The organism is Paralysiella testudinis, from assembly GCF_016894345.1.
In the GTDB taxonomy this organism is placed as follows: domain Bacteria; phylum Pseudomonadota; class Gammaproteobacteria; order Burkholderiales; family Neisseriaceae; genus Paralysiella; species Paralysiella testudinis.
In genome coordinates this window covers 2036705-2060084 of the sequence record NZ_CP069798.1, presented here as the reverse complement: position 1 = coordinate 2060084, position 23380 = coordinate 2036705, and the positions used below count along the sequence as shown (strand labels likewise).

The window sequence follows — 23380 nt, the reverse complement described above, 5'->3', positions numbered from 1 at the left end:
TTTCATCATTAACATTAACGTTTGCGCATATTGCCAATGCCCATCAACATGGCAATCATCACCATAATCGACAGCGTGGCAGTGCCGCCGTAGCTTACTAGCGGCAAGGGCACGCCCACCACCGGCAAAATACCGCTCACCATGCCCATATTTACAAATACATAGCAAAACAAGGTCATGGTGATGGCACCGGCGAGCGTGCGGCTGTAAAGTGTGGGGGCACGCAAGGTGATGTAGAGGCCGCGTGACAGAATAAAGGTGTACACCGCCAACAACAACAGATTGCCGATCAGACCGAATTCTTCGCCGTAAACGGCAAAGATAAAATCGGTGGTGGATTCGGGAATGTAATCCAGATGCGTTTGCGAACCGCCCAGCCAGCCTTTGCCCCACACGCCGCCTGAGCCGATGGCGGTCATGGATTGTAGGATATGGTAGCCCGCACCCAAGCGGTCTTTGGTGGGGTCAAATAAGGTGAGCACACGGGTACGCTGGTAGTCGTGCATGCCGTAGAGCCACACCAAAGGCAATAAGGCGGCAAAGCCGATAATGGCGGCAAAAATGGCTTTCCACGGCAGCCCGGCAAAAAACACCACAAATAGGCCGGAGGCCATAATTAGCGTGGCGGTGCCCAAATCAGGTTGTTTTAAAATCAGCGCGCCCGGTACCATAATCAGCAGCAAAGCGCAGAAATAGTGATACCAGCGCAAGCCCAGCTCGTGTTTTTGGAAATACCACGCCACCATCATCGGCAGGGCGATTTTCATGATTTCCGAGGGCTGGATGCGTGCCACGCCCAAGTTGAGCCAACGGGTGGAGCCGTTCACCGTAATGCCAAAAAAATGCACCCCCAGCAGCAAAAGCACGGCCAGCAAATACAGCGGCGGCGCAAAATTGCTCAGAATTTGCGGTGGCGTTTTGGCAATCCCCCACAGCAGCACAAAGCCCATAATGGTATGCAGGGTTTTGTTTTCCAGCTGGCCAAAATCTTGGCCATCGGCGGAGTAGAGCAAAAACAGGCTCATCACATAAATGGCGAGCATGGCATAAAACAGCCATACGTCCATGGGCGCCCACAGGCGCGCCCACAGTTGTTTTATCCACTGGGTATCGGTATTCACGGGGCGGTATCCGAGGCGGTTTGCGGGCGGAAGGCGCGCAACAGGGGCGGTACGGTATGACGGTTGTTTTTTTCTTCGTCCATCAGTGCGTCGTTGTTCAGCCAAGCCGCATCACTGGCCGGTACGGGCGCCGGGGTGCTGCTTTGGGGCAGATTTTTGAGTTTTAATAGATAAAAGTCGCTCAAACCGCGTGCCACAGGTGCAGCGCTGGCGCCCCAGCCGCCGTTTTCCAGAATCACCGCCACCGCAATTTGCGGGTTGTTGACCGGTGCAAATGAAATAAACCAAGCATGGTCGCGGTGTTGTTCGGCCAAGGCCGCGGCATTGTAGCTGGCGCCTTGTTTGATTTGCACCACTTGCGCGGTGCCTGTTTTGCCGCCCATGCTGTATTGCAAACCCTGGCCGATGCGCCAGGCGGTGCCGCCGGGCTGCAATACTTTCACCATGCCTTGTTTCACATACTCGAAATTGCTGCGTGAAAACGGCAGCGTTTTAACCGGTTTGGGGTCAATCAGAGTGATTTGCTGGCTGTTGTGATCCAATAATTGACTCACCAAATGGGGGCGGAACACCACGCCGTCGTTGGCCAGAATGGCGGTGGCGTGCGCCATTTGCAAGGGCGTATAGGTGTTGTAGCCTTGGCCGATGCTGGCGGATACCATATCGGCGGGCTGCCAAGCGCGTACCGATGGTTTGGATTTGGCAAAGCGGTTTTCTTTCCATTCGCGCGTGGGCAGGATGCCGCGGTATTCGTTGTTCAAATCAATGCCGGTTTGCTGGCCTAAATCAAATTGAGCCAAATACGGCGCCACCTTATCAATCCCCATTTCATAGCCTAGGCGGTAAAAAAAGGTGTCGGAAGAAACCTGAATGGCTTTACTGAGGTTGGCCGAGCCGTGGCCGCTGCGCACGGAATCGCGAAACTGGTGACTGGAGCCGGGAATGCTCCAAGCGCCGGGCGAGGGCAGCACAGTGGTTTGGCTGATGTGGCCGCTCTCCAGCGCCGCCATGCCCATAAATGGCTTGAAAGTGGAGCCGGGCGGGTACATGCCTTGGGTAACGCGGTTAATCAGCGGGCGTTGCCAATCTTCGTTCAGACTTTTCCAGGTTTCGCTGTCGATGCCGTCAATAAACAGATTGGGGTCGTAGCTGGGCTTGGACACAAACGCCAAAATACCGCCGGTTTGCGGGTTGATCGCCACCACGGCACCGCGGCGGTTGGCCATCAGCCGGTAGGCTTCTTCCTGCACGCGGATATCGAGCGCGAGCTTAAGGGTTTGACCGGTGGTGGGGGGTACCGATTTTAGCGTACGCACGATATTGCCTTGGGCGTCTTTTTCAACCTCTTGATAGCCGGGCAGGCCGTGCAGCTGGCGTTCGTAATAGTCTTCCAGCCCCATTTTGCCGATATGGGTGCTGCCGCGGTAGAGCGATGTTAAGTTCTCTTCGTCCAGCTTTTTCATGTCGCGGTCGCTGATGCGGCCGATGTAGCCGATGATGTGGGCGGTGAGCGGGCCGTAAGGATAATCGCGAAAAGTGCGCGCATTGATTTCCACGCCGGGGAAGCGGTAGAGCTGCGCCGCCATTTTGCTGGCTTCTTCGATGCTTAATTTTAATTTGAGCGGCACTTTTTCATAGGAGCGGAAGTCGGCACGGAAACGCTGAAAGCGGCGGATGTCGCCATCGGTGATGTCGACATATTCGCGCAGCGCGGCAATGGTGTCTTCCATTTTGCCCGGAATTTGGTTGGGAATGATTTCCAGCGAATAAGCCGGATAGTTGTGCGCCAGTACCACGCCGTTGACATCCACGATTTCGCCACGGGTGGGCGGAGTGGGAATCAATGAAATGCGGTTTTGGGTGGCCTGCACCATAAAGTCTTCGTGCTTCACCACCTGTAGCCACACGAAACGGGCAATCAATAAGCAAAAGCACAGCAAAATCAGACCCAATGCCACCAGTACACGTATGCTGTGGTCACGGCGGCTGCGCGAGCGCAATTGGGTCGAGCGGGTGCGAAATTGCAAGGAGTTCATGAGCGGCGGCGGATGCTGGTTAAGGTGAGCATCAGATTATTCAGTAAAGGCCATAAAAAGGCGCCGATAAAGGGCGAAATCAACAGCCCCCAACTACCAAATTGATGTTCGTTAAGAAAATAGACCGCCATCACGCTGAGTTGAATCAGCATTAACACGCCAAACACCGCCAACGACTGCATGCCAAAAGCATAGAGTAGAATTTGGCGCTGTTGGCGGTGCACCAGATAGGCGGCCAGAATAAACGCCAGCGCATGCAGCCCCAGTGGTGCACCAGAGCCGATATCAAGCAACAAGCCAATCACAAAGGCCATGCTAATGCCGATGTTTTGCGGCCGGTGCAGCAGCCAGAAAATCAGCATCAAGGCGGTAAATTCAGGCAGCCAATAAGCAAACGGCAGCGGCAAGGGCATAAAATCCAGCAGCAAGCTAACAGCAAAGCTGGCCGCAATCAGCCGTTTGCGGGTGTGGCGGTAGATGTTGTCAAATTGGGTCATGGTGCTGCAGATGGGCTATCGGATGCGGCTTGCGCAGTCACGGTGTTTTGTTGCGGTACAACCAGCAAAAAGCGGGCGCTGCCGCTTTGGGCGGCGGGGCTTAATTGCACGCGGTAGTAGGGCGAGCCGTTGCCTGCTTGGGCTTCTTGTACGGTGGCAATGGGAATACCGGCCGGATAAATGCTGTCCAGCCCGGAAGTAACCAATAAATCCTGTGCCTGCAAGCTGGCATCAGCGGGGAAGTAGCGTAAATCCACGCCACCGGCACGGCCATAAATCAAGGTGCGCACACCGGTGCGGCTCACCATCGCGGGCACCACGGTTTGGCTGTTGGTGAGCAAGGTGACTTCGGCGCTAAACGGCTGCACCGATGAAATCTGCCCCACCAAACCATGGGCGTCGGTGACGGGATCGCCCAAGCGAACGCCTTGGCGGCTGCCTTGGTCAATAATCACCTTGTCCGTTAGTGGATTTTTACCGGTAGAGATGATTTTCGCCACCAGTGCCTGCGGCAGCGCCGCCTGTTGCAGTTTTTCTACCGCTGCCAATCCGCCCAAAGCCTGAATTTGCGCCGTTTGTTGTTGCAGCTGGATTTGCAAACGCGCATTGTCGGCTTGCAATTGCTGGTTTTGGCTATTGAGAGCGTGCTGGTTTTTCAGGTAGCCCATGCCGTTTTGCACCGCCGCCCAGGGTTTGTTGGCCAGCCATTGCAGCGGATACAGCGCGGTGGCAATGTGGGATTTGGCTTGGTGGATGGGGGCGTAGCGATTATCCAGCATCATCAATACCGCCGCCAGCAAGCTGAATAACACCAGTTTGCTGGCAGGGCGGATGCGCTGATGGACAAAATTCAGTGACGGCTCGGCCATAACGGCGTGCTCTCGCGGGCGGTGGGCGGATTAGGGATTGGACACAAAAACGGAATTCATTTTGCCAATCATATCCAGCGCCTTACCGGAGCCGCGCACCACGCAGGTGAGCGGGTCTTCGGCAATCATCACCGGCAGGCCGGTTTCTTCCGACAGCAGGCGGTCCAGCCCTTTAAGCAAGGCACCGCCGCCGGTGAGCACCAAGCCGCGGTCGGCAATATCGGCACCCAGTTCAGGCGGGGTTTGTTCCAGCGCATTTTTAACCGCTTGAATAATTTGATTGAGCGGCTCTGTTAAGGCTTCGAGCACTTCGTTGGAAGTGATGGTAAACGCGCGCGGAATGCCTTCGGCCAAGTTGCGGCCTTTTACTTCGATTTCTTTCACTTCCATGCCCGGGAAGGCTGAGCCGATGTTTTTCTTGATTTCTTCGGCAGTGGCTTCGCCAATCAGCATGCCGTAATTGCGGCGCACATAATTGATGATGGCTTCGTCGAAGGCGTCGCCGCCCACGCGGATAGAATGCGAATACACCACGCCGGAAAGCGAAATCACGCCCACTTCGGTGGTGCCGCCGCCGATGTCCACCACCATGGAGCCGGTAGGCTCTTCAATCGGCAAGCCGGCACCAATAGCAGCGGCCATCGGCTCTTCTATCAGGTTTACGATGGAGGCACCGGCGGCCAAGGCTGAATCGCGAATCGCTTTGCGCTCTACTTGTGTAGAGCCGCAAGGAACACAAATCACAATGCGCGGCGAAGCGGCGAAGCGGCTGTTGTTCACATTTTTGATAAACTGCTTGAGCATTTTTTCGGTTACGTTGAAGTCGGCAATCACGCCGTCTTTCATCGGGCGGATGGCTTGGATACTGCCCGGTGTGCGCCCCAGCATTTTTTTGGCTTCCGCGCCCACCGCCAGCATTGCATTTTTGCCGTTGGGGATGTCGTTTTGCACCGCCACTACCGAAGGCTCGTTCAGTACAATACCTTTGTTTTTAATGTAGATTAGTGTGTTGGCAGTGCCAAGATCGATGGCAAGGTCGTTGGAGAAATACTGGGTTAAAAAGCGAAACATGTAAATTCCTAAGCTGATTCAAACAGGTAGCTGTGTTAAGGTGGCGCCGGGCGCGCGGTTTGCCGTGGCAGACAAAATGGGCGTGCCGCAAAAAAGGGATTTCGGTTATAATTCGCAGCCATATTGTCTGCGGATACAAACGCGCAATGATACCCCAGTTTGCGGGTTTTGCTAAACCATATTTTAAGGATTTTGCAATGGCACTGACCCTTGCTGATGTTGAAAAAATCGCCAAACTGTCGCGTTTGCGCTTGTCTGCGGCCGAATGCGAAAACACCTTGGCCGAGCTGAACAATATTTTCGCACTGGTAGAACAAATGCAGGCGGTAAACACCGACGGTGTGGCGCCGATGGCGCACCCGCACGAGCTGGCTTTGCGCCTGCGCGACGATGTGGTGACCGAAACCGACGAGCACCAGCGCTATCAACAAGTGGCGCCGCAGGTGGCGGGCGGGCTGTACTTGGTGCCTAAGGTGATTGAATAGTTCCCGCTTGTATTAAGGCTGCCTGAACATTTTCAGGCAGCCCTAAAAACCATTGTAAAAAGTGACCCCGCACCATGACCCATTACACCCTGAAGCAAGCCAGCCAACTGCTGCAAGACCAACAAATTTCCGCCGTGGAGCTGGCGCAGGAATACCTTAGCGCAATCGAGCAGCGCAATCCGGCCATCAACGGCTACATTACTTTAGATAAAGCCGCCACGCTGGCCGAAGCCCAAGCCGCCGATGCCCGCCTGGCGGGCGGCGGCGCCCATCTGCTCACCGGCGTGCCGATGGCGTATAAAGACGTATTTTGCCAACAAGGCTGGCAAAGTAGCTGCGGCAGCAAAATGCTGGGCAATTTTATCGCTCCGTATACCGCCACCGTGGTGCAAAACCTACTCAATGCAGGCATGGTCACACTGGGGCGCACCAATATGGACGAATTTGCCATGGGCTCCACCAACGAAACCTCGTTTTACGGTGCTACCCGCAACCCATGGCAACACGAGCATGTGCCCGGCGGCTCTTCCGGCGGTTCGGCTGCCGTGGTGGCGGCGCGGTTGGCACCGGCCGCATTGGGCAGCGACACCGGCGGCTCCATCCGCCAGCCTGCCGCGCATTGCGGCATCACCGGCATTAAGCCCACCTACGGCGTGGTGTCCCGCTTTGGCATGGTGGCCTATGCTTCCAGCTTCGACCAAGCCGGGCCGATGGCGCAAACCGCCGAAGACTGCGCCTTGTTGCTCAACACCATGGCCGGTTTTGATGTGCGCGATTCCACCAGCTTAGAGCGCCCCACCGAAGACTACAGCCGCGATTTGGCGCAGCCACTGCACGGCCTGAAAGTGGGCTTGCCCAAAGAGTATTTCGGCAGCGGTGTCGACGCCGAAGTGCAACAGGCCGTGCAAAACGCCATTCAGCTCTTGCAGGCGCAAGGCGCGCAAATGGTGGACGTGAGCCTGCCGCAAACCGAGCTGGCCATTCCCGCTTATTATGTTTTGGCCTCAGCCGAAGCCAGCACCAACCTGTCGCGCTACGACGGCGTGCGCTACGGCCACCGCGCCGCCGAATTTGCCAATCTGGACGAAATGTACAGCAACAGCCGCGCCGAAGGCTTTGGCAGCGAAGTGAAGCGGCGCATCATGATTGGCGCTTATGTATTAAGCCACGGCTATTACGATGCCTATTATTTAAAAGCCCAAAAACTGCGCCGCTTGGTGGCCAACGACTTTCAGGCAGCCTTGGCGCAATGTGATGTGATTTTAGGCCCGGTAGCCCCCACCGCCGCCCCCAAGCTGGGCAGCGACATCAACGACCCGGTGCAAATGTACTTAAGCGATATTTTCACCATCGCCGTCAACCTCGCCGGCCTGCCCGCGCTCAGCCTGCCCGCCGGATTCACCCGCAACGGCCTGCCCATCGGCGTGCAATTGATTGGCAACTACTTTACCGAAAGCCGCTTATTGAATGTGGCGCACCAAATGCAGCTTAATAGCGACTGGCACACCAAAGCGCCGGTGTAATGCAGGGTTGTCAGCATTATCGGCGCTAGGTCGGATTTTTGAATCCGATGTTTGTTTGAAGAATACGGTAACGTAAGATAGGCTATTTTGTTTGTTCAGGCTGCCTGAAAATCCGTATTACCTTATGGTCACTTAATCAATCTTGCACTGAGCAGAGGTAAACACATGATAAACATCCGTCGTTGGGCATTGGCATTGTATATCAGCGGTTTGTTGTTGCCAGGATTGGCGGCCGCCGCAGGTGAAACCTATATTCTGGGTGTGGATGCCAGTGTGGATAAGACGGCAGCGCCGCAAGTATTGCCCTTAGGGGAAATCCGGATAAACGGGCAAGCGGTGCCGGCTTATGGCTTGCGCATGAGCAATCCGGCAGCCGATGGCATGCTGGATTTGCGGCCAGCCCAAAAAGAAACCTTGTCGTTTAAAGCGGCCATCACACCGGCACAAACCCAACAAGTGGCAGCGTATTACCACAGCTTTGGCTGGCTGCTGGTGCCGCGCGGCTGGCAGCCGGTGGCGGGCGGACTGGGTGCTAACGGCTCGGAATCCTTGCTGTTTATGCCGCCAAACAACAGCGGCTATGTGCAGTTTTATCACACCTCGGCCTGTGTAGGCTGTGCACAAATGGCCGCCTCGGCGTTTTTCCCCGAAGCGGCAAAAGATGCCGCCGCCAATGATTTTTTGGCGTATACCGGCACCGATGTACCGCTGCAACAGGTGCGCTTACGCCCGCATTTTATCGGCTACAGTGCCACTAAAAACGGCCAGCGCATTGATGGTTTGGCGTATTACAATCGCGATGCCGATTTGCCGTTTTGGAAGGCCGAACTGAGCTTGCCATCGACACAACGCGATTTGGCGCAACCGATACTGAATTGGTTGTTGCCACAAAGATAAGGTATTGATATTAAAAAACGGGTTTCAGGTAGCCTGTTAAGCCTGCTGCCATTATTTGAATACATGCAAGAAAGACTGAGTAAATGAGCTGGGAAACCGTAATCGGGCTGGAAGTCCATGTACAAATCAACACGCAATCGAAAATTTTTTCCGGTGCGTCTACGGCTTTTGGTGCTGCGCCCAATGCCCATGCCAGCGTGGTGGAATGTGCGTTGCCGGGGGTGTTGCCGGTGATGAACCGCGAAGTGATTAACAAGGCGATTAAGTTGGGCTTGGCGCTGGGCGCCACCATCAACCGCAAAAACGTGTTCGACCGCAAAAACTACTTCTATCCCGATTTGCCCAAAGGCTATCAAATCAGCCAATTGGATTTGCCGATTATCGAGCATGGCAAGCTGGAAATTGTGGTGGGCGAGGCATTAAAAACCATCAATGTTACCCGTGCGCACATGGAAGAAGATGCGGGCAAATCGGTGCATGATGCGTTTCCGGAGTTCACCGGCATCGATTTAAACCGTGCCGGTACGCCTTTGCTGGAAGTGGTGTCGGAGCCGGAAATGCGCTCGGCGGCCGAGGCGGTGGCTTATGCCCGCGCCTTGCACACATTGGTTACTTGGCTGAATATTTGCGACGGCAATATGGCCGAAGGCTCGTTTCGCATTGATGCCAATGTGTCGGTGCGCCCGCTGGGGCAGGCCGAATTCGGCACCCGCTGCGAAATTAAAAACCTCAATTCCTTCCGCTTTTTGGAGCAGGCCATCAATTATGAAGTAGCGCGCCAAATTGAATTGATTGAAGACGGCGGCAAGGTAGTGCAGCAAACGCGCCTGTTCGACCCCGATAGCGGCGAAACCCGCGCCATGCGCAGCAAGGAAGACGCGCACGACTACCGCTATTTCCCCGATCCGGACTTATTGCCGGTAATCATTTCCGATACGCAAATGGCCGCAGCACAGGCCGATATGCCCGAATTGCCCGCGGAAATGGCGGCGCGCTTTGTGGCCGATTTCGGCGTATCCGACTACGATGCGCGCCTGCTCACCGCCAGCCGCGTTCAGGCAGCCTATTTTGAAACCGCTGCTCAAGCTTCGCAGCAAGGCAAGCTGGTGGCCAACTGGATGAACGGCGAATTGGCGGCAGCTTTAAATAAAGCCGGCTTGGATTTGGCGCAAAGCCCGATTGATGCGGCGCGTTTGGCCGGTTTGGTGGCCAAAATCGCCGACGGTACCTTAAGCAATAAATTGGCGCGGCAAGTATTCGAAGCCATGTGGGAAAGCGATTTGAATGCCGAGGCGATTATCGAGCGCGACGGCCTGAAGCAAATGACCGACAGCGGCGCCATCGAAGCGATTATTGACGAAGTATTGGCCAATAATGCCAAATCGGTAGAAGAATTTAAGGCGGGCAAAGAAAAAGCCTTTAATGCGCTGGTGGGCCAAGTGATGAAAGCCAGCCGTGGCAAGGCCAATCCGCAGCAAGTGCAGGAATTATTGCAGGCCAAATTGGCTTAAATAGGCTGGCATTTCGGCCCAACGCAATTGCGTCGCTCCTGCGTAGGCAGGAGCCCAGTCTGAAGCAGCGCTTCAGCCGCAAGAGTGTCATTTGGCTAGATTTCAGGCTACCTGAATGCTCTTGCAGCCACAGCGCAGCAAAAAAGGATAAACATGAAAAAATATTTAGGTTTGGCGCTGCTGTTGTGCTTAAGCGCCTGCGGTTTTCACTTGAAAGGCAGCGTGCCTTTGGGCAATGCCCTGCATTATCAGGTATGGGCGGTGGATGGCGGCACCATGCAAACGGCGCTGGAAAATGCCTTGCGCCGCCAAAGCAATGTGCGGCTGGATGCTACTAACCCCGAAGTGTCGTTGAAAGTGCTGGATGTGCGGCAACAAAAAGACGTGTCCGCCATCAATATCGGCGGCAACACCATTGAGTATATGCTGAACCTGCGCGTGGATGCCCAAGCTTGGCGTGCGGGCGAGCCTTTGGGTGCGCCCATCAGCGTGCAAGTACAGCGCTATATGGCGTATGCCGACAGTGAAATTTTGGGTAAGCAGGAAGAAGAAGCGCAAATTTGGCGTGAAATGCGCGCCGATGCCGCCGGGCAAATGGTGCGCCGCTTGGCCTATCTGCCCAAGCCTTAAGCTAACGCCATGGCACAATTAAACCCGCATCAATTGGCCGAAAGCCTGCGCGGCGGCTTGCAGCCCTTGTATATTATTCACGGCGAAGAAGATTTGCTGCGGGTGGAGGCGCTGGATCATATCCGTGCAGCCGCGCGTGAGCACGGCTATCTAAACCGCGAAGTGATTAGCGTTGATGCCAAATTCGATTGGTCGGAACTGCGTGCCGCCAGCCAGTCTGTCGGCTTGTTTGCCGAGCTGAAATTGCTGGAAGTGCATATTCCCGGCGGCAAGCCCGGAAAAGAAGGGGGCGAAGCCTTGCAGGAATTGGCCGACGGGCTGCCTGAAGACACCTGCGTGTTAATCTTGCTGCCCAAGCTGGAGCGGGCGCAAACGCAAGGCAAATGGTTTGGCGCATTGGCACGCCACGGCAGCGTGGTGGAAGCCAAAGCGGTATCCGGGCAGGCGCTGCCGCAATGGATACGCCAGCGTTTGCAACACCACAATCTGGATATCGAGCCGGATGCCTTGGCCTTGTTTGCCGAGCGGGTGGAAGGCAATTTGCTGGCGGCTAAGCAAGAAATCGACAAACTGGCCTTGCTGCATCCACCCGGCCATTTACTCAATATGGCCGATGCGCAAATGGCGGTGGCCAATGTGGCGCGCTTTGATGTTTTCCAACTGGCTGCCGCATGGATGGGTGGCGATGCGCCGCGTTTACTGCGCTTGCTCGAAGGCTTGGAAGCCGAAGGCGAAGAGCCGGTGTTGTTGCTGTGGGCAGTGGCCGAAGATGTGCGCACCTTAATCCGCTTATTGGCGGCATTAAAGCAAGGCCAAAATCTGGCCGAAGTGCGCAATACTTTGCGTTTGTGGGGCGATAAGCAAACCTTGGCACCCAAAGCCGCCAAACGCCTAGGCATCAACCGCTTATTGGCCGCTTTGCAAGAATGCGCTCGCATTGACCGCCAAATCAAAGGCGCCGAAGACGGCGCGGCTTGGCCGCAGTTTAAGCATTTATTGATGTCGTTGGCTGCCTGAAACCTTTTTGTTTGTTTAAGCTATGACTTTAAAAACCGTTGAAAAAAATGTGTTGGTGCTGCACAGCGCCGAGCAAATGTTTGACTTGGTGAACACCGTGGAAGACTATCCACGGTTTTTGCCTTGGTGTGCGCGCACCGAAGTATTGCGCCGCGAAGGCGATGTGCTGGAAGCTATGCTGCATATGGATTATATGAAGGTGCGCCAATCGTTTGGCACCCGCAACCACAACCGGCCGCCGCACGAAATCCGCATGGATTTGCTCAACGGCCCGTTTAAATCGCTCAGCGGCACTTGGCGTTTTACGCCCTTGGGCGACTTGGGCTGCAAAATTGAATTCCGGCTTGAATACGAATTTGCCAGCAGCATGTTGTCGGCCTTGATCGGCCCGGTGTTTAACCGCATTGCCACCACCTTGGTGGATGCGTTTATCCAAGAAGCCGACCGCCGTTATGACAACTGAAGCGGAGCTGATTGAAGTAGAAGTGGTTTATGCCGCGCCGCAGCAGCAACTGCTGTGCACATTACAAGTGGCGGCAGGCACCGGCGCCCGCGCCGCGGTATTGCAATCGGCCTTGCCGCAAGCCTTTGCCGAGGTGGATTTTCAGGCAGCCCCCTTGGGCGTGTTCGGCAAAAAAGTGGCCGATGATTATGTTTTGCAAGCGCACGACCGCGTGGAAGTGTACCGCCCGCTGTTAATCGACCCTAAAGAGAACCGCCGCCGCCGTGCGGCTAAATAATACCAACTCTACAAAATAACCTAACTGCGTTGGCTCGCCTTGTCGTACTAGGCGTACTGTCTGCGGCTCCCCGCCTTGTTATCTTATTTTGTAGAATTGGTATACATCAAACACACACCATATATTATGTCCCAAATCAAATTAATCGCCGGCCTCGGCAACCCCGGTGCCGAATACGAACACACCCGCCACAATGCCGGTTTTTGGCTGTTGGATGAGCTGGCGTGGCGCTGGAAAACGGCGTTTAAAGACGAAAAAAAATTCTTCGGCCAAGTGGCGCGCGCGGCCTTGCCCGGCGGTGATGTGTGGCTGCTAAAGCCGCAAACCTATATGAACAAATCCGGCACCGCCGTGCAGGCTTTAGCCGCATTTTATAAAATTCAGCCGGCGGAAATTTTGGTGGTGCATGACGAGCTGGATATTCCCACCGGCTGGGTCAAGTTCAAGCAAGGCGGCGGCAATGGCGGCCACAATGGCTTAAAAGACATTCAGGCACGGCTGGGCACGCCCGATTTTTACCGCCTGCGCTTGGGCATCAACCATCCGGGCGATCGCAACGAAGTGGTGAACTATGTGTTAAAAAAGCCGCGCAGCGAAGAGCGTGAGCAAATTGATGCGGCGATTGAAAAATCGCTGGCAATAATGCCGCAGCTGCTGGCCGATGATTTTGTGGCGGTGCAGCGCACCTTGCACAGCAAATAAACCGCAACATCAAAGATATTCTGTTTTCAGGCAGCCTTGCTGTATGCTGGAGCGGTGCCAATCCACTTCCAGTTAAGTTTGTTTATCTTCATCCTTTATTAAACCGTTACAGGAGTATTTGAGATGAAAATCATGTCTGTTGTGGTGTTGTTGCTGGCCTTGCCGGTGGCGGCGCAGGAGTATCGGGTTGCTGATCATTACAATGTCCAAAGTCTCAGTGTCAACAACGGCCATTTCCATGCCAATACGGTGAGTTCTCGCGGCAATTTGTGCGATGTGGAAGGCAAGATTGTGAATAATGTTTTTCGCGATGGTGAAGGCTGCGTGGTGCGGTTCAAGTTTGATGCCAAGGGGGTGAAGGTGGGCATTGACGACAGCGCACGCGAAGCCTGCCAAAACTATTGCGGCGCCGGTACCTATTTTGATGGCGATTATGTGAAACTGCCCGCGGCCTGCGCCGATAAGGCGCAGCAACAAGCCGACAAAAGTTTTCAGGCAGCCTATGGCGGCAAGCAATACTCCCGCGCCATCCAAATTCGCCAGCAACAGCTGGCCCAATGCGAAGCATTTATGTATTACCCTGAGTTGATGCGTGTACGCAATGATTTGGCGGTGGCGTATAAAAACAATGGCGACAAGGCCGCCTGCCGCCAAGCCTTGCAGCCGCTGTTGGCCGATATCAACGGCACTGCCGATTTTGAGCCTTCGTATGTGATGAAAGACGACTACGAGCGCGAATTAAAACATGCCCGTTTTAATTGGGGCGCTTGCCGCTAATATGCAATACCAACAGGCTGCCTGAAACCCAAACGGATAAAACCCACATGAAATACCAAGATTTGCGCCAGTTTATGGCCATGCTGGAGCAGCAAGGCAAGCTTAAGCGCATTGCCGTGCAGGTGTCGCCGCACTTGCAAATGACCGAAATTGCCGACCGCGTATTGCGTGCCGAAGGCCCGGCCTTGTTGTTTGAAAATGCCGTGCGCGCGGATGGATCGCGCTATGACTTTCCGGTGTTGGCCAATCTGTTTGGCACCACCGAGCGGGTGGCCATGGGCATGGGCGCCAAAGACATCAGTGAATTGCGCGCCATCGGCCAAACCCTAGCCTACCTGAAAGAGCCGGAGCCGCCCAAAGGCATTAAGGATGCGTTTGGCAAATTGCCGCTGCTAAAAGATTTATGGAGCATGGCGCCGCAGGTGGTTAAAAAAGCACCGTGCCAAGAAATCGTGATTGAAGGCAGCGATGTGGATTTAAGCGTGCTGCCGATTCAGCACTGCTGGCCGGAAGACGCCGCGCCGCTGGTGACATGGGGGCTCACCGTTACCCGCGGGCCGCACAAAAAACGCCAAAACCTCGGTATTTACCGCCAACAGGTGATTGGTAAAAACAAGCTGATTATGCGCTGGCTGGCGCACCGCGGTGGCGCGCTGGATTTTCTGGCGCACAAGCAAGCACATCCGGGTGTGCCTTATCCAGTGGCGGTGGTGCTCGGTTGCGACCCGGCCACCATTTTGGGCGCGGTTACGCCGGTGCCGGACACCTTGAGCGAATACCAGTTTGCCGGTTTGCTGCGCGGCTCGCGCACCGAGTTGGTGAAATGCATCGGCAATGATTTGCAGGTGCCGGCACGGGCCGAAATCGTGCTCGAAGGCGTGATTCACCCTGATGAAACCGCGCTCGAAGGCCCGTATGGCGACCACACCGGCTATTACAACGAACAAGACCATTTCCCAGTGTTCACCGTGGAGCGCATCACCATGCGCCCCAACCCGATTTACCACAGCACCTACACCGGCAAACCGCCGGACGAGCCTGCCGTGCTGGGCGTGGCGCTGAACGAAGTATTTGTGCCGCTGCTGCAAAAGCAGTTTCCCGAAATTGTCGATTTTTACCTGCCGCCGGAAGGCTGCTCCTACCGCATGGCGGTGGTGAGCATCAAAAAACAATACGCCGGCCACGCCAAGCGGGTGATGATGGGCTGCTGGAGCTTTTTGCGCCAGTTTATGTACACCAAATTCATTATTGTGGTGGACGACGATGTGGATTGCCGCAATTGGCAGGAAGTGATTTGGGCGATTACCACCCGCATGGATCCGGTGCGCGACACCACCCTAATCGAACACACGCCGATTGACTACCTCGACTTTGCCAGCCCGGTAAGTGGCTTGGGCGGTAAAATGGGGCTAGACGCCACCAATAAATGGCCGGGCGAAACCCAGCGCGAATGGGGCCGCGTCATCAAGCGCGACCCGGCTACCGTGGCGCAAGTGGACGCGCTGTGGGATGAGTTGGGCTTATAAGTGTTATTTGCTAGATGGCAAGGCTGCCTGAAACCCTTTCAGGCAGCCTATTTTATGGAAAATCTTTTGAAAACCCTGCTGTTAATCCCTTTATTGTGCCTATTGGCCGCCTGTCAAAGCCTGCCCACATTGGAAGGGCGCAGCGTGAGCCGGCATTTGCCTGCCGATACGCCGTCGTTGTTGGCCAGCGCGGTGCAGCCGCAAGTGGCCGCCCATGCGCCCTTGTCGGGGCTGTATCCCTTGGCCGACGGGCTGGATGCCTTTGCCGCCCGCATCGGTTTGGCCGATGCGGCCGAGCACACGCTCGACATCCAATATTATATCTGGCGCAACGACACCTCCGGGCGCATGTTGATCCAGCACATTTATCAAGCTGCCGAGCGCGGCGTGCGCGTGCGCCTGCTGTTGGACGACAACAATACCCGCGGCATGGACAGCCTGTGGGCGGCCGTAGATGAGCACCCCAATATCGAAGTGCGCCTGTTCAACCCGTTTGCCAACCGCCGCTGGCGTGCGCTGGGCTACCTCACCGACTTTGAACGGCTCAACCGGCGCATGCACAATAAATCGCTCACCGCCGACAGCCAAGCCACCATTATCGGCGGGCGCAATATCGGCGATGAGTATTTTGATTTTGGCGACGGCGCTTTGTTTATCGACTTAGATGTGCTGGCGGTGGGGCCGGTGGTGGCCGCGGTGGCCACCGATTTCGACCGCTACTGGGCCAGTGCTTCCGCCTATCCTTTAGACCGTTTGGTGCGCGAACGCAGTCATATTGCCCGCAAAACCCAGCGCCTGTTGCAAGGCGAAATCCCCGCCACCGCCCAAGCGGCCTATTTCAACCAAGCATGGCAGCAGTCGCCGCTCAGCCTGGCTTTGCAGCATGGCGACCTGCCGCTGGAATGGGCGCGCATGGAATTGGTGAGCGACGACCCGGCCAAAGCGTTGGGGCAGGCGGATCCGCAACAATCGGTATTGGTGCATTTGGATGAAGCCATGGGCACACCGCGACAATCTCTGTGGTTGGTGTCACCTTATTTTGTGCCCACCGCCAACGGCACCGATGCGCTGGCGCAGCTGGTACGCCAAGGTGTGCAGGTGAACGTGCTTACCAATTCGCTGGCGGCCACCGATGTGCCGCTGGTGCATTCGGGCTATGTGCCTTACCGTATCGAATTGCTGCAAGCGGGTGTGAATCTGTATGAATTCAAGCCGGTGCAGCACAGTAAGGGGCGGCGCGACCGTGGTTTGGTGGGTAATTCTGCCAGTAGCCTGCATGCCAAAACCGTGGCCATTGATCGGCAGCGGCTGTTTGTGGGCTCGTTTAACTTTGACCCGCGCTCAGCACACCTCAATACCGAGATGGGCTTGGTAATCCACTCGCCAGCACTGGCCGCCGACATTACCGATACCTTGGTGCAAAGGCTGCCTGAAAGCAGCTACCGGCTGTTGCCCAATGGCCAAAACGGCGTGCTTTGGCACGATGCAACGGCACAGCCGGATGCGGCCATTTTGCAGCGGGAGCCGCAAACCGGCTGGTGGCGACGGATGTGGGTGAAAGTATTGTCGTGGTTGCCGTTGGAGAGCATGTTGTAAGGCTGCCTGAAAGCCTTGAGGCGGGTTAATAACGTTTCAGCTCTTCCTCTAGGGCGCGGAGGTTTTGCAAATGATCGGCCACGCGGCCACGCCACGCCAGAATACCGGCGGTTTGGGCGGATTGTTGCGCTTGGCTTAGTTGTCGTTGTGCTTGCTGCAAGGCATTTTTTTCTGCGGCGATGTCGCGCTCGATTAACTGACGTCGGCTTAAGGGGGCTGGCGGCATGGTTGAGGCGGCTGTGTTGTTGACGGTAGTTGAGGGCCGTGCTGGCGGTGGTGGTGGCAGAATCGGTGTTTGGGCATCAATATGGCCAAATTCCAAGCGATACCAGAAATCGCGGATGGGGTCGTCCGTGGGCGTTGCTGCGGTTGGCTCGGCTTCTTGCAGCGCCGATGGCTGGCAGCGCCCCTGCGGTAATTTTTTTGGGTAAGAAGTGTAAACCGCTTTGCCGCCATGCTGGCAAATATATAAAGGCGGGGCGGCGTGGGCGGGGATTATCAGCAAAGCCGGCACCAGCATCACCGGCATAATAATACCCATTCTAAAAAACAACCTAACGGCGTTGGCTCGCCTACGCGTTACGCGAACGATTTTGTAAGGTGCTAAAGCACCAACAAAAGTCTGTCCCGTACTATTTGTACTGTCTTCGGCTCGCTGCCTTGTTATCTTATTTTTTAGAATGGGTATAAAAGCTTGTAAACAGGTTCTCAGCATTAAGCCGCTCCGTTGGCCACGGGTTTGCCCGCATCGGCGGCCCATTCGCTCCAAGAGCCGACATAAAGTGCGCTGCCATGCAAACCGGCGTGTTCCATCGCCAATAAATTCACACAAGCAGAAACGCCGCTGCCGCAATAATGTACCACTTGCGGCGGCGGTGTGCCGTTCAGGCAGCCTTGCCATTGTTGGTGTAATACCGTAGCCGGTAAAAAATACTGTTCGGCGTCTAAATTGAGCTTGAAAAAGCGATTAACGGCGCCGGGGATGTGGCCGCAGCGGGGATCCAGCGGGTGCGGTGTGCCGTGAAAACGCTCGGCTGCGCGGGCGTCCACCAGCAGCGGCGCGGTGGCTTGGCCGAGTTGCTGCGCTATTTTGGTTGCGGATACGGTGCGCAATAAGGGCGTGGTGGCGCTGAAATTGCCGGTTTCAGGCAGCCTAGTTTGGCCGCTGGCGATGGGTGCACCGGCTTGTTGCAAAGCGGGCAGGCCGCCGTCCACCACCGCCACGGCAGTGTGGCCGAGCCAGCGCAACATCGCCCATGCGCGTGCTGCATACATGACCGCGCCTTGGTCGTAGATCAACACCGGCATGGCGTGGCCAAGCCCCCATTGGGCTAGCTGTGCCGCCAGTGTGGCCGCTATCGGCAAAGGGTGGCGGCCAGCGGCGCCGGCCGGGCCGGATAAATGATGCTCCAAATCAATATAATGGGCGCCGGCTACATGGCCGCAGGCAAAGTCGGCAGCACCTTGTTGCGGCTGCGCCAGCTCGAAACGGGCGTCCAGCCACAGTACGGGCTGTTGTGCGGCCAGTGTAAGTGCTTCACTGGCTTGGATTAGGGTGTGGGTTGGCATCATGGCTTGGTTTTGATTCGATTAAATATCCGATACGCATCATAAAACAAACAGCATGCCGCGTGTAGGGCATTTTTTTTATTCAATATGGCTTGCTTTCAGGCAGCCTTATGGCATGATGCAAAAAAGTGTGGCTCCCGTGCATTAACGGCTTGAAATACCCGGCCTCAACCCAATGTAGAGCGGCAATCTGGTAACACATCAAGAAAGAATGAGGCGCATTATGGCCATAAAAAAATCCCCCACGCCCGAACTGAATGCGCTGGCCATGTTGCCATTGCGCGATGTGGTGGTCTATCCGCACATGGTGCTGCCCTTGTTTGTTGGCCGCGCCAAATCGATTGCCGCCTTGGATGCGGCCATGGAAAACGATGAGCCGGTGTTTTTGCTGGCGCAAAAAAATGCCAATACCGAAGAGCCCACCGCCGACGATATGTACGACATGGGCACCATTGCCAATGTGCTGCAGGTGCTGAAGCTGCCTGATGGCACGGTAAAAGTGTTGGTGGAAGGCACGCAACGGGCGCAAGTGCTGCACGTGGATGCCAGCGGCGACCATTTTATTGCCCATGTGGCGCCGCTGAATACGCCCGAAGCCGAAGGCCACGACAGCGAAGCCTTGCGCCGCACCTTGCTGTCGCAATTTGATCAACTCACCAAACTGAACAAAAAAATCCCCAGCGAAGTGATTGCCACCATTCACGGTATCGAAGACAACAGCCGCTTGGTCGACACCATTGCCGCGCATTTGCAATTGAAGCTGGAGCAGCGCCAGGAAGTGTTGGCCATGGTGGACGTGGCCGAGCGCATGGAGCATTTGCTGCAACAGCTCGAAGGCGAGCTGGACATTTTGCAGGTGGAAAAACGCATTCGTGGCCGCGTGAAGCGGCAAATGGAAAAATCGCAGCGTGAGTATTACCTGAATGAGCAAGTCAAAGCGATTCAAAAAGAGCTGGGTGAAGAAGACGAGCGCGGTGAGCTGGACGCCTTGGGCGAAAAAATCAAAACCGCCGGCATGAGCCAAGAGGCCGAAGACAAGGCACTGGCAGAGTTGAAAAAACTGCGCATGATGCCGCCGATGTCGGCCGAGTCTACCGTGGTGCGCAACTACATCGACACCTTGCTTGATTTGCCGTGGAAACAGAAAACCCGTGTTAGCAAAGACATTGCCAAGGCCGATTTGGTGTTGGATGCCGATCATTACGGCTTGGAAAAAGTGAAAGAGCGCATTTTGGAATATTTAGCAGTACAAAAGCGCGTGAATAAACTGAAAGGGCCGATTTTGTGCTTGGTAGGGCCGCCGGGCGTGGGCAAAACCTCGTTGGGCGAGTCTATTGCCAAAGCCACCGGGCGCAAATACGTGCGCATGGCCTTAGGCGGCGTGCACGATGAAAGCGAAATTCGCGGCCACCGCCGCACCTATATCGGCTCTATGCCCGGCAAAATTTTGCAAAACATCACCAAAGTGGGTGTGCGCAATCCGCTGTTTTTGCTGGATGAAATCGACAAAATGGGGCGCGACTTCCGTGGCGACCCGGCCAGCGCCTTGCTGGAAGTGTTGGATCCGGAGCAAAACCATGCTTTTGTCGACCATTATGCCGAAGTGGAATATGACTTGTCTGACGTGATGTTTATCGCCACTTCCAATAGTTTGGACATCCCGCCTGCGCTGATGGATCGCATGGAGATTATCCGTTTGTCGGGCTATACCGAAGACGAAAAAGTCAACATCGCCCTGCAATATTTGGTGCCCAAGCAAATCAAGCAAAACGGGGTTAAAAAAGGCGAGATCGCCATTGATGAAAGCGCGGTGCGCGGCATTATCCGCTATTACACCCGCGAAGCCGGTGTGCGCTCGCTGGATCGGGAAATCGCCAAAATTTGCCGCAAAGTGGTGATGCAGCAAGCCTTGCAGGCCGACAAGGCCGCTGCCGGCCAGAAAACCGCCAAGCCCGGTGTGATTGAGGTGAACGGCGATAATTTGCACGATTATCTGGGTGTGCGCCGCTTCGATTTCGGTGTGGCCGAAAGCGAAAACCGCGTCGGTCAAGTAACCGGTTTGGCGTGGACAGAAGTGGGCGGCGAATTGCTCACGGTGGAAGCCAGCCAGTTTAAAGGCAAGGGCAACATCATCCGCACCGGTAAACTGGGCGATGTGATGCAAGAGTCGATTTCTGCTGCCTGGAGCGTGGTGCGCAGCCGTGCCGAAGCGCTGGGGATTGCGCCGGATTTCTACGAAAAAAGCGACATCCATGTGCATGTGCCCGAAGGTGCCACGCCCAAAGACGGCCCCAGTGCAGGCATTGCCATTACCTTGGCGCTGGTGTCTGCCTTTACCGGCATTCCAGTGCGCGCCGATGTGGCGATGACGGGCGAAATTACCTTGCGCGGCGAAGTGCTGGCCATCGGTGGGCTGAAAGAAAAACTGCTGGCGGCCTTGCGCGGCGGCATCAAGCATGTGCTGATTCCGAAAGACAACGTGAAAGATCTGGAAGAAATTCCGGCTAACGTGAAAGAAGGGCTCACCATTCATCCGGTGCAATGGATAGACGAAGTGCTGAACTTCGGCTTGGCCAGCCAGCCCGTGCCTTGGGCGGCAGAGCCGGAAGCGGCAGCCATCGGCAACAGCAACGAGAAGTCAAGCAAGAAAGCCACCAAGCACTGAGTTGTCGTTTCACGGTGACACAAACCCCTTTATCAGGCTCTTTTATGATGTAATACAAGCTGCGGTGTATAAAGGTGCTTGACACGGTGATTTTGGGCTTGCTATAAAGGCAACGTGCTGTTTTACCCAAACTAGCAAGCCCGTTGCGGGCGAATAGTTGACTTACCATAACAACAGAAAGGGACTTCATAGTGAATAAGTCTGAATTGATTGAAGCCATCGCTCAGGAAGCGGACATTTCCAAAGCAGCTGCCGCCAAAGCCTTGGACGGCCTGACCAATGCGGTAACCGGCGCGCTGAAAAAAGGCGATACTGTTACTTTGGTGGGCTTCGGTACTTTCTACGTGGGCGAGCGTGCCGCCCGTAACGGCCGCAACCCCAAAACCGGCGAACCGTTGCAAATCAAAGCGGCCAAAACCCCCAAATTCCGTGCGGGCAAGGCGCTGAAAGACGCACTGTAAGCATTGCTTGAGTAGGAAAAAAAGGTGAACATCGTGTTCACCTTTTTTATTGCCTGCGGCGCTCGAAATATCGGCGCAAAACCGTTACAATGCCGCTTTACCCATTTCACTAAACGGCTCAATTGATTTATGTTTCATGCCATCGAAAAATACAAAACCCCTGCCCAGATTTTATTGGGTCTGATTGCGCTCACTTTTGTGGGCTTTGGCGCCAGTACGCTGGCTACGCCCGGCCACGATTACGTGGGTAAAGTGGGTGATATTAAAATCAGCGAGCAAGACGTGAATGAAGCGTTGCGTCGGGTACAAGCCAGTGGCAATGCCTTGGGGCGTGATGCGGTTTATCAGAGCTTGCTGCAACAGGCGTATTTGCAGCAGGGCGGTCATGATTTGGGAGTCAATGCCTCGTTAGCGCAAATCAAGCAAGTGATTGCGTCCGATCCGGGTTTTCAGGAAAACGGCCGCTTTAGCGAAGCCAAATATCAGGCCTTTCTACACCAAAGTCAAATGAGCGAAGCCATGTTGATTGAAGACTTGCGCCGCCAGTTTGCCATTCAGTCGGTAGTGAATCTGATGCAGGGCGGCACACTGGTGAGCGATGTGCAGGCGCGGCAAATGCTGGGCAGCCTGCAAGCGGTGCGGCAGGTACGCACCACGCTGTTTGCACCGGCAGCCTATGCCGATAAGGTGAAGGTGGATGATGCCGCTTTGCAAGCCTATTATGATGCCCACAAAGCGCAATACGAGCAGCAACAAGCGGTGAAATTTGAATTTGTGGCCTTAACAGCACAGGATTTGGGTGCCAAAGCCACGGTGAGTGATGAAGATTTGCAGCAGGCGTATGCCCAGTTGCCTGCCGATGCTTCGGCCGCCAAGCCGGCTTTGGCCGCAGTAAAAGCGAAATTAGAGGAAGAAATCCGCTTGCGCAAAGGGCGCCAAGCCTTGGCCGCTGCGCGCGAAGAGTTGGCGGATTTGGCCTTTAACCATCCGGACGAATTAAAAACCGCCGCCGCCAAGCTGGGCTTGAAGATCGAAAGCCCGGATGAATGGATTAGTGCCGAGGCGGCTCAAGCCAGCGGTATGCCGCCGGCCTTGCAGACAGCCTTGTTCAGCGATGATGTATTGGTGAAAAAACACAATTCCGAACCGGTGGCGATGGGCAATGATGCGGTGTGGGTGGTGCGTGCCAAGGAAGTGCGCGCCAAAGAATTGCCGCCGTTCAATGAAGTGAAGGCGCAGGTGCAGCAGGATTATGTGGCCGCGGAAAGTCTGAAGCTGGCGCTAGCGGCGGCAGAAGCGGCCAAAACCGCGGCGGCCAAAGGTGAAACGGTGGCGGTAAATTGGTCGCCGGTAAGTGCATTGAGCACCCAGCAGGCACAAGCAGGGATGCCCGCCGCCGACTTCCAGCAATTGCTTAAAGCGCATCCGCAAGCCAATAAACCGGCTTATGTGTTGTTGACGGGGACGCAATCTGGCCCGATATTGATGGAAGTGCAATCGGTGGCTGCGCCGGAAAATGTGGACGCCGCTTTGCCACAGGCCAAGCAGATGTTGGCCGAGCACACCGGCACTACTTTGATGGCCAGCTATCTGCATCAATTGCAGCAGCGCTATCCGGTAAAACAGGGTGCGCAGCAGTTGGGTAATAACACGCATTAAGCCGACATTCATGGGTGTGTTCAGACCG

Annotated in this window: 22 protein-coding genes; 15 read left to right on the top strand and 7 right to left on the bottom strand. The window is 55.5% G+C overall.

What is annotated here, in order from left to right:
- Positions 1 to 14: 14 nt before the first annotated feature.
- From rodA to JQU52_RS10600, 5 genes are read right to left on the bottom strand one after another with little or no spacing between them, the layout of a single operon-like run.
- Positions 15 to 1067 (bottom strand): rod shape-determining protein RodA, encoded by a 1053-nt coding sequence (gene rodA, locus JQU52_RS10620; RefSeq protein ID WP_230340567.1) that lies wholly within the window; start codon positions 1065 to 1067, stop codon positions 15 to 17.
- A gap of 50 nt (positions 1068 to 1117) precedes the next feature.
- Complete coding sequence (gene mrdA, locus JQU52_RS10615) at positions 1118 to 3157, bottom strand: penicillin-binding protein 2 (RefSeq protein WP_230338457.1); 2040 nt, start codon at positions 3155 to 3157, stop codon at positions 1118 to 1120.
- Positions 3154 to 3654 carry a rod shape-determining protein MreD gene (gene mreD, locus JQU52_RS10610; protein ID WP_230338456.1) on the bottom strand — a complete coding sequence of 167 codons (501 nt, stop codon included), beginning with the start codon at positions 3652 to 3654 and terminating at the stop codon, positions 3154 to 3156. Before mreD ends, mrdA begins: the two co-directional genes overlap by 4 nt.
- Positions 3651 to 4523 carry a rod shape-determining protein MreC gene (gene mreC / locus JQU52_RS10605; RefSeq protein WP_230338455.1) on the bottom strand — a complete coding sequence of 291 codons (873 nt, stop codon included), beginning with the start codon at positions 4521 to 4523 and terminating at the stop codon, positions 3651 to 3653. Before mreC ends, mreD begins: the two co-directional genes overlap by 4 nt.
- Before the next feature lie 30 nt (positions 4524 to 4553).
- Entirely contained in the window at positions 4554 to 5594 is a 1041-nt protein-coding gene (locus tag JQU52_RS10600) for a rod shape-determining protein (RefSeq protein WP_230338454.1), read from the bottom strand.
- Between the two features lie 197 nt (positions 5595 to 5791).
- Here JQU52_RS10600 and gatC point away from each other — a divergent pair, with 197 nt between their 5' ends.
- The 12 genes from gatC to JQU52_RS10540 all read left to right on the top strand — a co-directional run bounded on the left by gatC (position 5792) and on the right by JQU52_RS10540 (position 16998).
- Entirely contained in the window at positions 5792 to 6079 is a 288-nt protein-coding gene (gene gatC / locus JQU52_RS10595; RefSeq protein ID WP_230338453.1) for an Asp-tRNA(Asn)/Glu-tRNA(Gln) amidotransferase subunit GatC, read from the top strand.
- Positions 6080 to 6153: 74 nt separating this feature from the next.
- On the top strand, positions 6154 to 7602 hold the full coding sequence (gene gatA / locus JQU52_RS10590) for an Asp-tRNA(Asn)/Glu-tRNA(Gln) amidotransferase subunit GatA (protein WP_230338452.1): 1449 nt from the start codon (positions 6154 to 6156) through the stop codon (positions 7600 to 7602).
- A gap of 165 nt (positions 7603 to 7767) precedes the next feature.
- Entirely contained in the window at positions 7768 to 8499 is a 732-nt protein-coding gene (locus JQU52_RS10585) for a DUF4850 domain-containing protein (protein ID WP_230338451.1), read from the top strand.
- Positions 8500 to 8582: 83 nt separating this feature from the next.
- Positions 8583 to 10010: an Asp-tRNA(Asn)/Glu-tRNA(Gln) amidotransferase subunit GatB gene (gatB, locus tag JQU52_RS10580; RefSeq protein ID WP_230338450.1), complete on the top strand. Its 1428-nt coding sequence runs from the start codon at positions 8583 to 8585 to the stop codon at positions 10008 to 10010.
- Positions 10011 to 10163: 153 nt separating this feature from the next.
- The gene (locus JQU52_RS10575) at positions 10164 to 10640 is read left to right on the top strand and encodes an LPS-assembly lipoprotein LptE (protein WP_230338449.1); all 477 of its coding nucleotides are present in this window, start codon (positions 10164 to 10166) and stop codon (positions 10638 to 10640) included.
- Positions 10641 to 10649: 9 nt separating this feature from the next.
- On the top strand, positions 10650 to 11657 hold the full coding sequence (gene holA, locus JQU52_RS10570; RefSeq protein WP_230338448.1) for a DNA polymerase III subunit delta: 1008 nt from the start codon (positions 10650 to 10652) through the stop codon (positions 11655 to 11657).
- Positions 11658 to 11679: 22 nt separating this feature from the next.
- Positions 11680 to 12120, top strand: coding sequence for a type II toxin-antitoxin system RatA family toxin (locus JQU52_RS10565; RefSeq protein WP_230338447.1), 441 nt, complete (start codon positions 11680 to 11682; stop codon positions 12118 to 12120).
- A 7-nt stretch (positions 12121 to 12127) separates the two neighbouring features.
- Positions 12128 to 12397, top strand: a complete 270-nt coding sequence (locus JQU52_RS10560; RefSeq protein WP_230340566.1) for an RnfH family protein — start codon at positions 12128 to 12130, stop codon at positions 12395 to 12397.
- Positions 12398 to 12520: 123 nt separating this feature from the next.
- Entirely contained in the window at positions 12521 to 13099 is a 579-nt protein-coding gene (pth, locus tag JQU52_RS10555) for an aminoacyl-tRNA hydrolase (protein WP_230340565.1), read from the top strand.
- A gap of 123 nt (positions 13100 to 13222) precedes the next feature.
- Positions 13223 to 13876 (top strand): hypothetical protein, encoded by a 654-nt coding sequence (locus tag JQU52_RS10550; protein WP_230338446.1) that lies wholly within the window; start codon positions 13223 to 13225, stop codon positions 13874 to 13876.
- Positions 13877 to 13923: 47 nt separating this feature from the next.
- Entirely contained in the window at positions 13924 to 15402 is a 1479-nt protein-coding gene (ubiD, locus tag JQU52_RS10545) for a 4-hydroxy-3-polyprenylbenzoate decarboxylase (RefSeq protein WP_230338445.1), read from the top strand.
- A gap of 54 nt (positions 15403 to 15456) precedes the next feature.
- Entirely contained in the window at positions 15457 to 16998 is a 1542-nt protein-coding gene (locus JQU52_RS10540; protein ID WP_230338444.1) for a phospholipase D family protein, read from the top strand.
- 25 nt (positions 16999 to 17023) lie between these two features.
- Here the strand turns inward: JQU52_RS10540 and JQU52_RS10535 are convergent, their stop codons facing one another.
- Positions 17024 to 17539 carry a hypothetical protein gene (locus tag JQU52_RS10535; protein ID WP_230338443.1) on the bottom strand — a complete coding sequence of 172 codons (516 nt, stop codon included), beginning with the start codon at positions 17537 to 17539 and terminating at the stop codon, positions 17024 to 17026.
- A gap of 173 nt (positions 17540 to 17712) precedes the next feature.
- Positions 17713 to 18570, bottom strand: a complete 858-nt coding sequence (locus tag JQU52_RS10530; RefSeq protein WP_230338442.1) for a sulfurtransferase — start codon at positions 18568 to 18570, stop codon at positions 17713 to 17715.
- Between the two features lie 220 nt (positions 18571 to 18790).
- Between JQU52_RS10530 and lon the strand changes: the two genes are divergently transcribed.
- The 3 genes from lon to JQU52_RS10515 all read left to right on the top strand — a co-directional run bounded on the left by lon (position 18791) and on the right by JQU52_RS10515 (position 23352).
- Entirely contained in the window at positions 18791 to 21232 is a 2442-nt protein-coding gene (lon, locus tag JQU52_RS10525; protein WP_230338441.1) for an endopeptidase La, read from the top strand.
- 191 nt (positions 21233 to 21423) lie between these two features.
- A complete protein-coding gene (locus tag JQU52_RS10520; protein ID WP_230338440.1) occupies positions 21424 to 21693 on the top strand; it encodes an HU family DNA-binding protein in 270 nt (89 codons plus the stop codon).
- Positions 21694 to 21822: 129 nt separating this feature from the next.
- The gene (locus JQU52_RS10515; protein WP_230338439.1) at positions 21823 to 23352 is read left to right on the top strand and encodes a peptidylprolyl isomerase; all 1530 of its coding nucleotides are present in this window, start codon (positions 21823 to 21825) and stop codon (positions 23350 to 23352) included.
- Positions 23353 to 23380: the final 28 nt, after the last annotated feature.

Bases quoted from the DNA above. Each gene is read 5' to 3' on its own strand.
- rodA (WP_230340567.1), bottom strand. From the start codon at position 1,067: ATGGACGTATGGCTGTTTTATGCCATGCTCGCCATTTATGTGATGAGC.
- mrdA (WP_230338457.1), bottom strand. From the start codon at position 3,157: ATGAACTCCTTGCAATTTCGCACCCGCTCGACCCAATTGCGCTCGCGC.
- mreD (WP_230338456.1), bottom strand. From the start codon at position 3,654: ATGACCCAATTTGACAACATCTACCGCCACACCCGCAAACGGCTGATT.
- mreC (WP_230338455.1), bottom strand. From the start codon at position 4,523: ATGGCCGAGCCGTCACTGAATTTTGTCCATCAGCGCATCCGCCCTGCC.
- JQU52_RS10600 (WP_230338454.1), bottom strand. From the start codon at position 5,594: ATGTTTCGCTTTTTAACCCAGTATTTCTCCAACGACCTTGCCATCGAT.
- gatC (WP_230338453.1), top strand. From the start codon at position 5,792: ATGGCACTGACCCTTGCTGATGTTGAAAAAATCGCCAAACTGTCGCGT.
- gatA (WP_230338452.1), top strand. From the start codon at position 6,154: ATGACCCATTACACCCTGAAGCAAGCCAGCCAACTGCTGCAAGACCAA.
- JQU52_RS10585 (WP_230338451.1), top strand. From the start codon at position 7,768: ATGATAAACATCCGTCGTTGGGCATTGGCATTGTATATCAGCGGTTTG.
- gatB (WP_230338450.1), top strand. From the start codon at position 8,583: ATGAGCTGGGAAACCGTAATCGGGCTGGAAGTCCATGTACAAATCAAC.
- JQU52_RS10575 (WP_230338449.1), top strand. From the start codon at position 10,164: ATGAAAAAATATTTAGGTTTGGCGCTGCTGTTGTGCTTAAGCGCCTGC.
- holA (WP_230338448.1), top strand. From the start codon at position 10,650: ATGGCACAATTAAACCCGCATCAATTGGCCGAAAGCCTGCGCGGCGGC.
- JQU52_RS10565 (WP_230338447.1), top strand. From the start codon at position 11,680: ATGACTTTAAAAACCGTTGAAAAAAATGTGTTGGTGCTGCACAGCGCC.
- JQU52_RS10550 (WP_230338446.1), top strand. From the start codon at position 13,223: ATGAAAATCATGTCTGTTGTGGTGTTGTTGCTGGCCTTGCCGGTGGCG.
- ubiD (WP_230338445.1), top strand. From the start codon at position 13,924: ATGAAATACCAAGATTTGCGCCAGTTTATGGCCATGCTGGAGCAGCAA.
- JQU52_RS10540 (WP_230338444.1), top strand. From the start codon at position 15,457: ATGGAAAATCTTTTGAAAACCCTGCTGTTAATCCCTTTATTGTGCCTA.
- JQU52_RS10535 (WP_230338443.1), bottom strand. From the start codon at position 17,539: ATGGGTATTATTATGCCGGTGATGCTGGTGCCGGCTTTGCTGATAATC.
- JQU52_RS10530 (WP_230338442.1), bottom strand. From the start codon at position 18,570: ATGATGCCAACCCACACCCTAATCCAAGCCAGTGAAGCACTTACACTG.
- lon (WP_230338441.1), top strand. From the start codon at position 18,791: ATGGCCATAAAAAAATCCCCCACGCCCGAACTGAATGCGCTGGCCATG.
- JQU52_RS10515 (WP_230338439.1), top strand. From the start codon at position 21,823: ATGTTTCATGCCATCGAAAAATACAAAACCCCTGCCCAGATTTTATTG.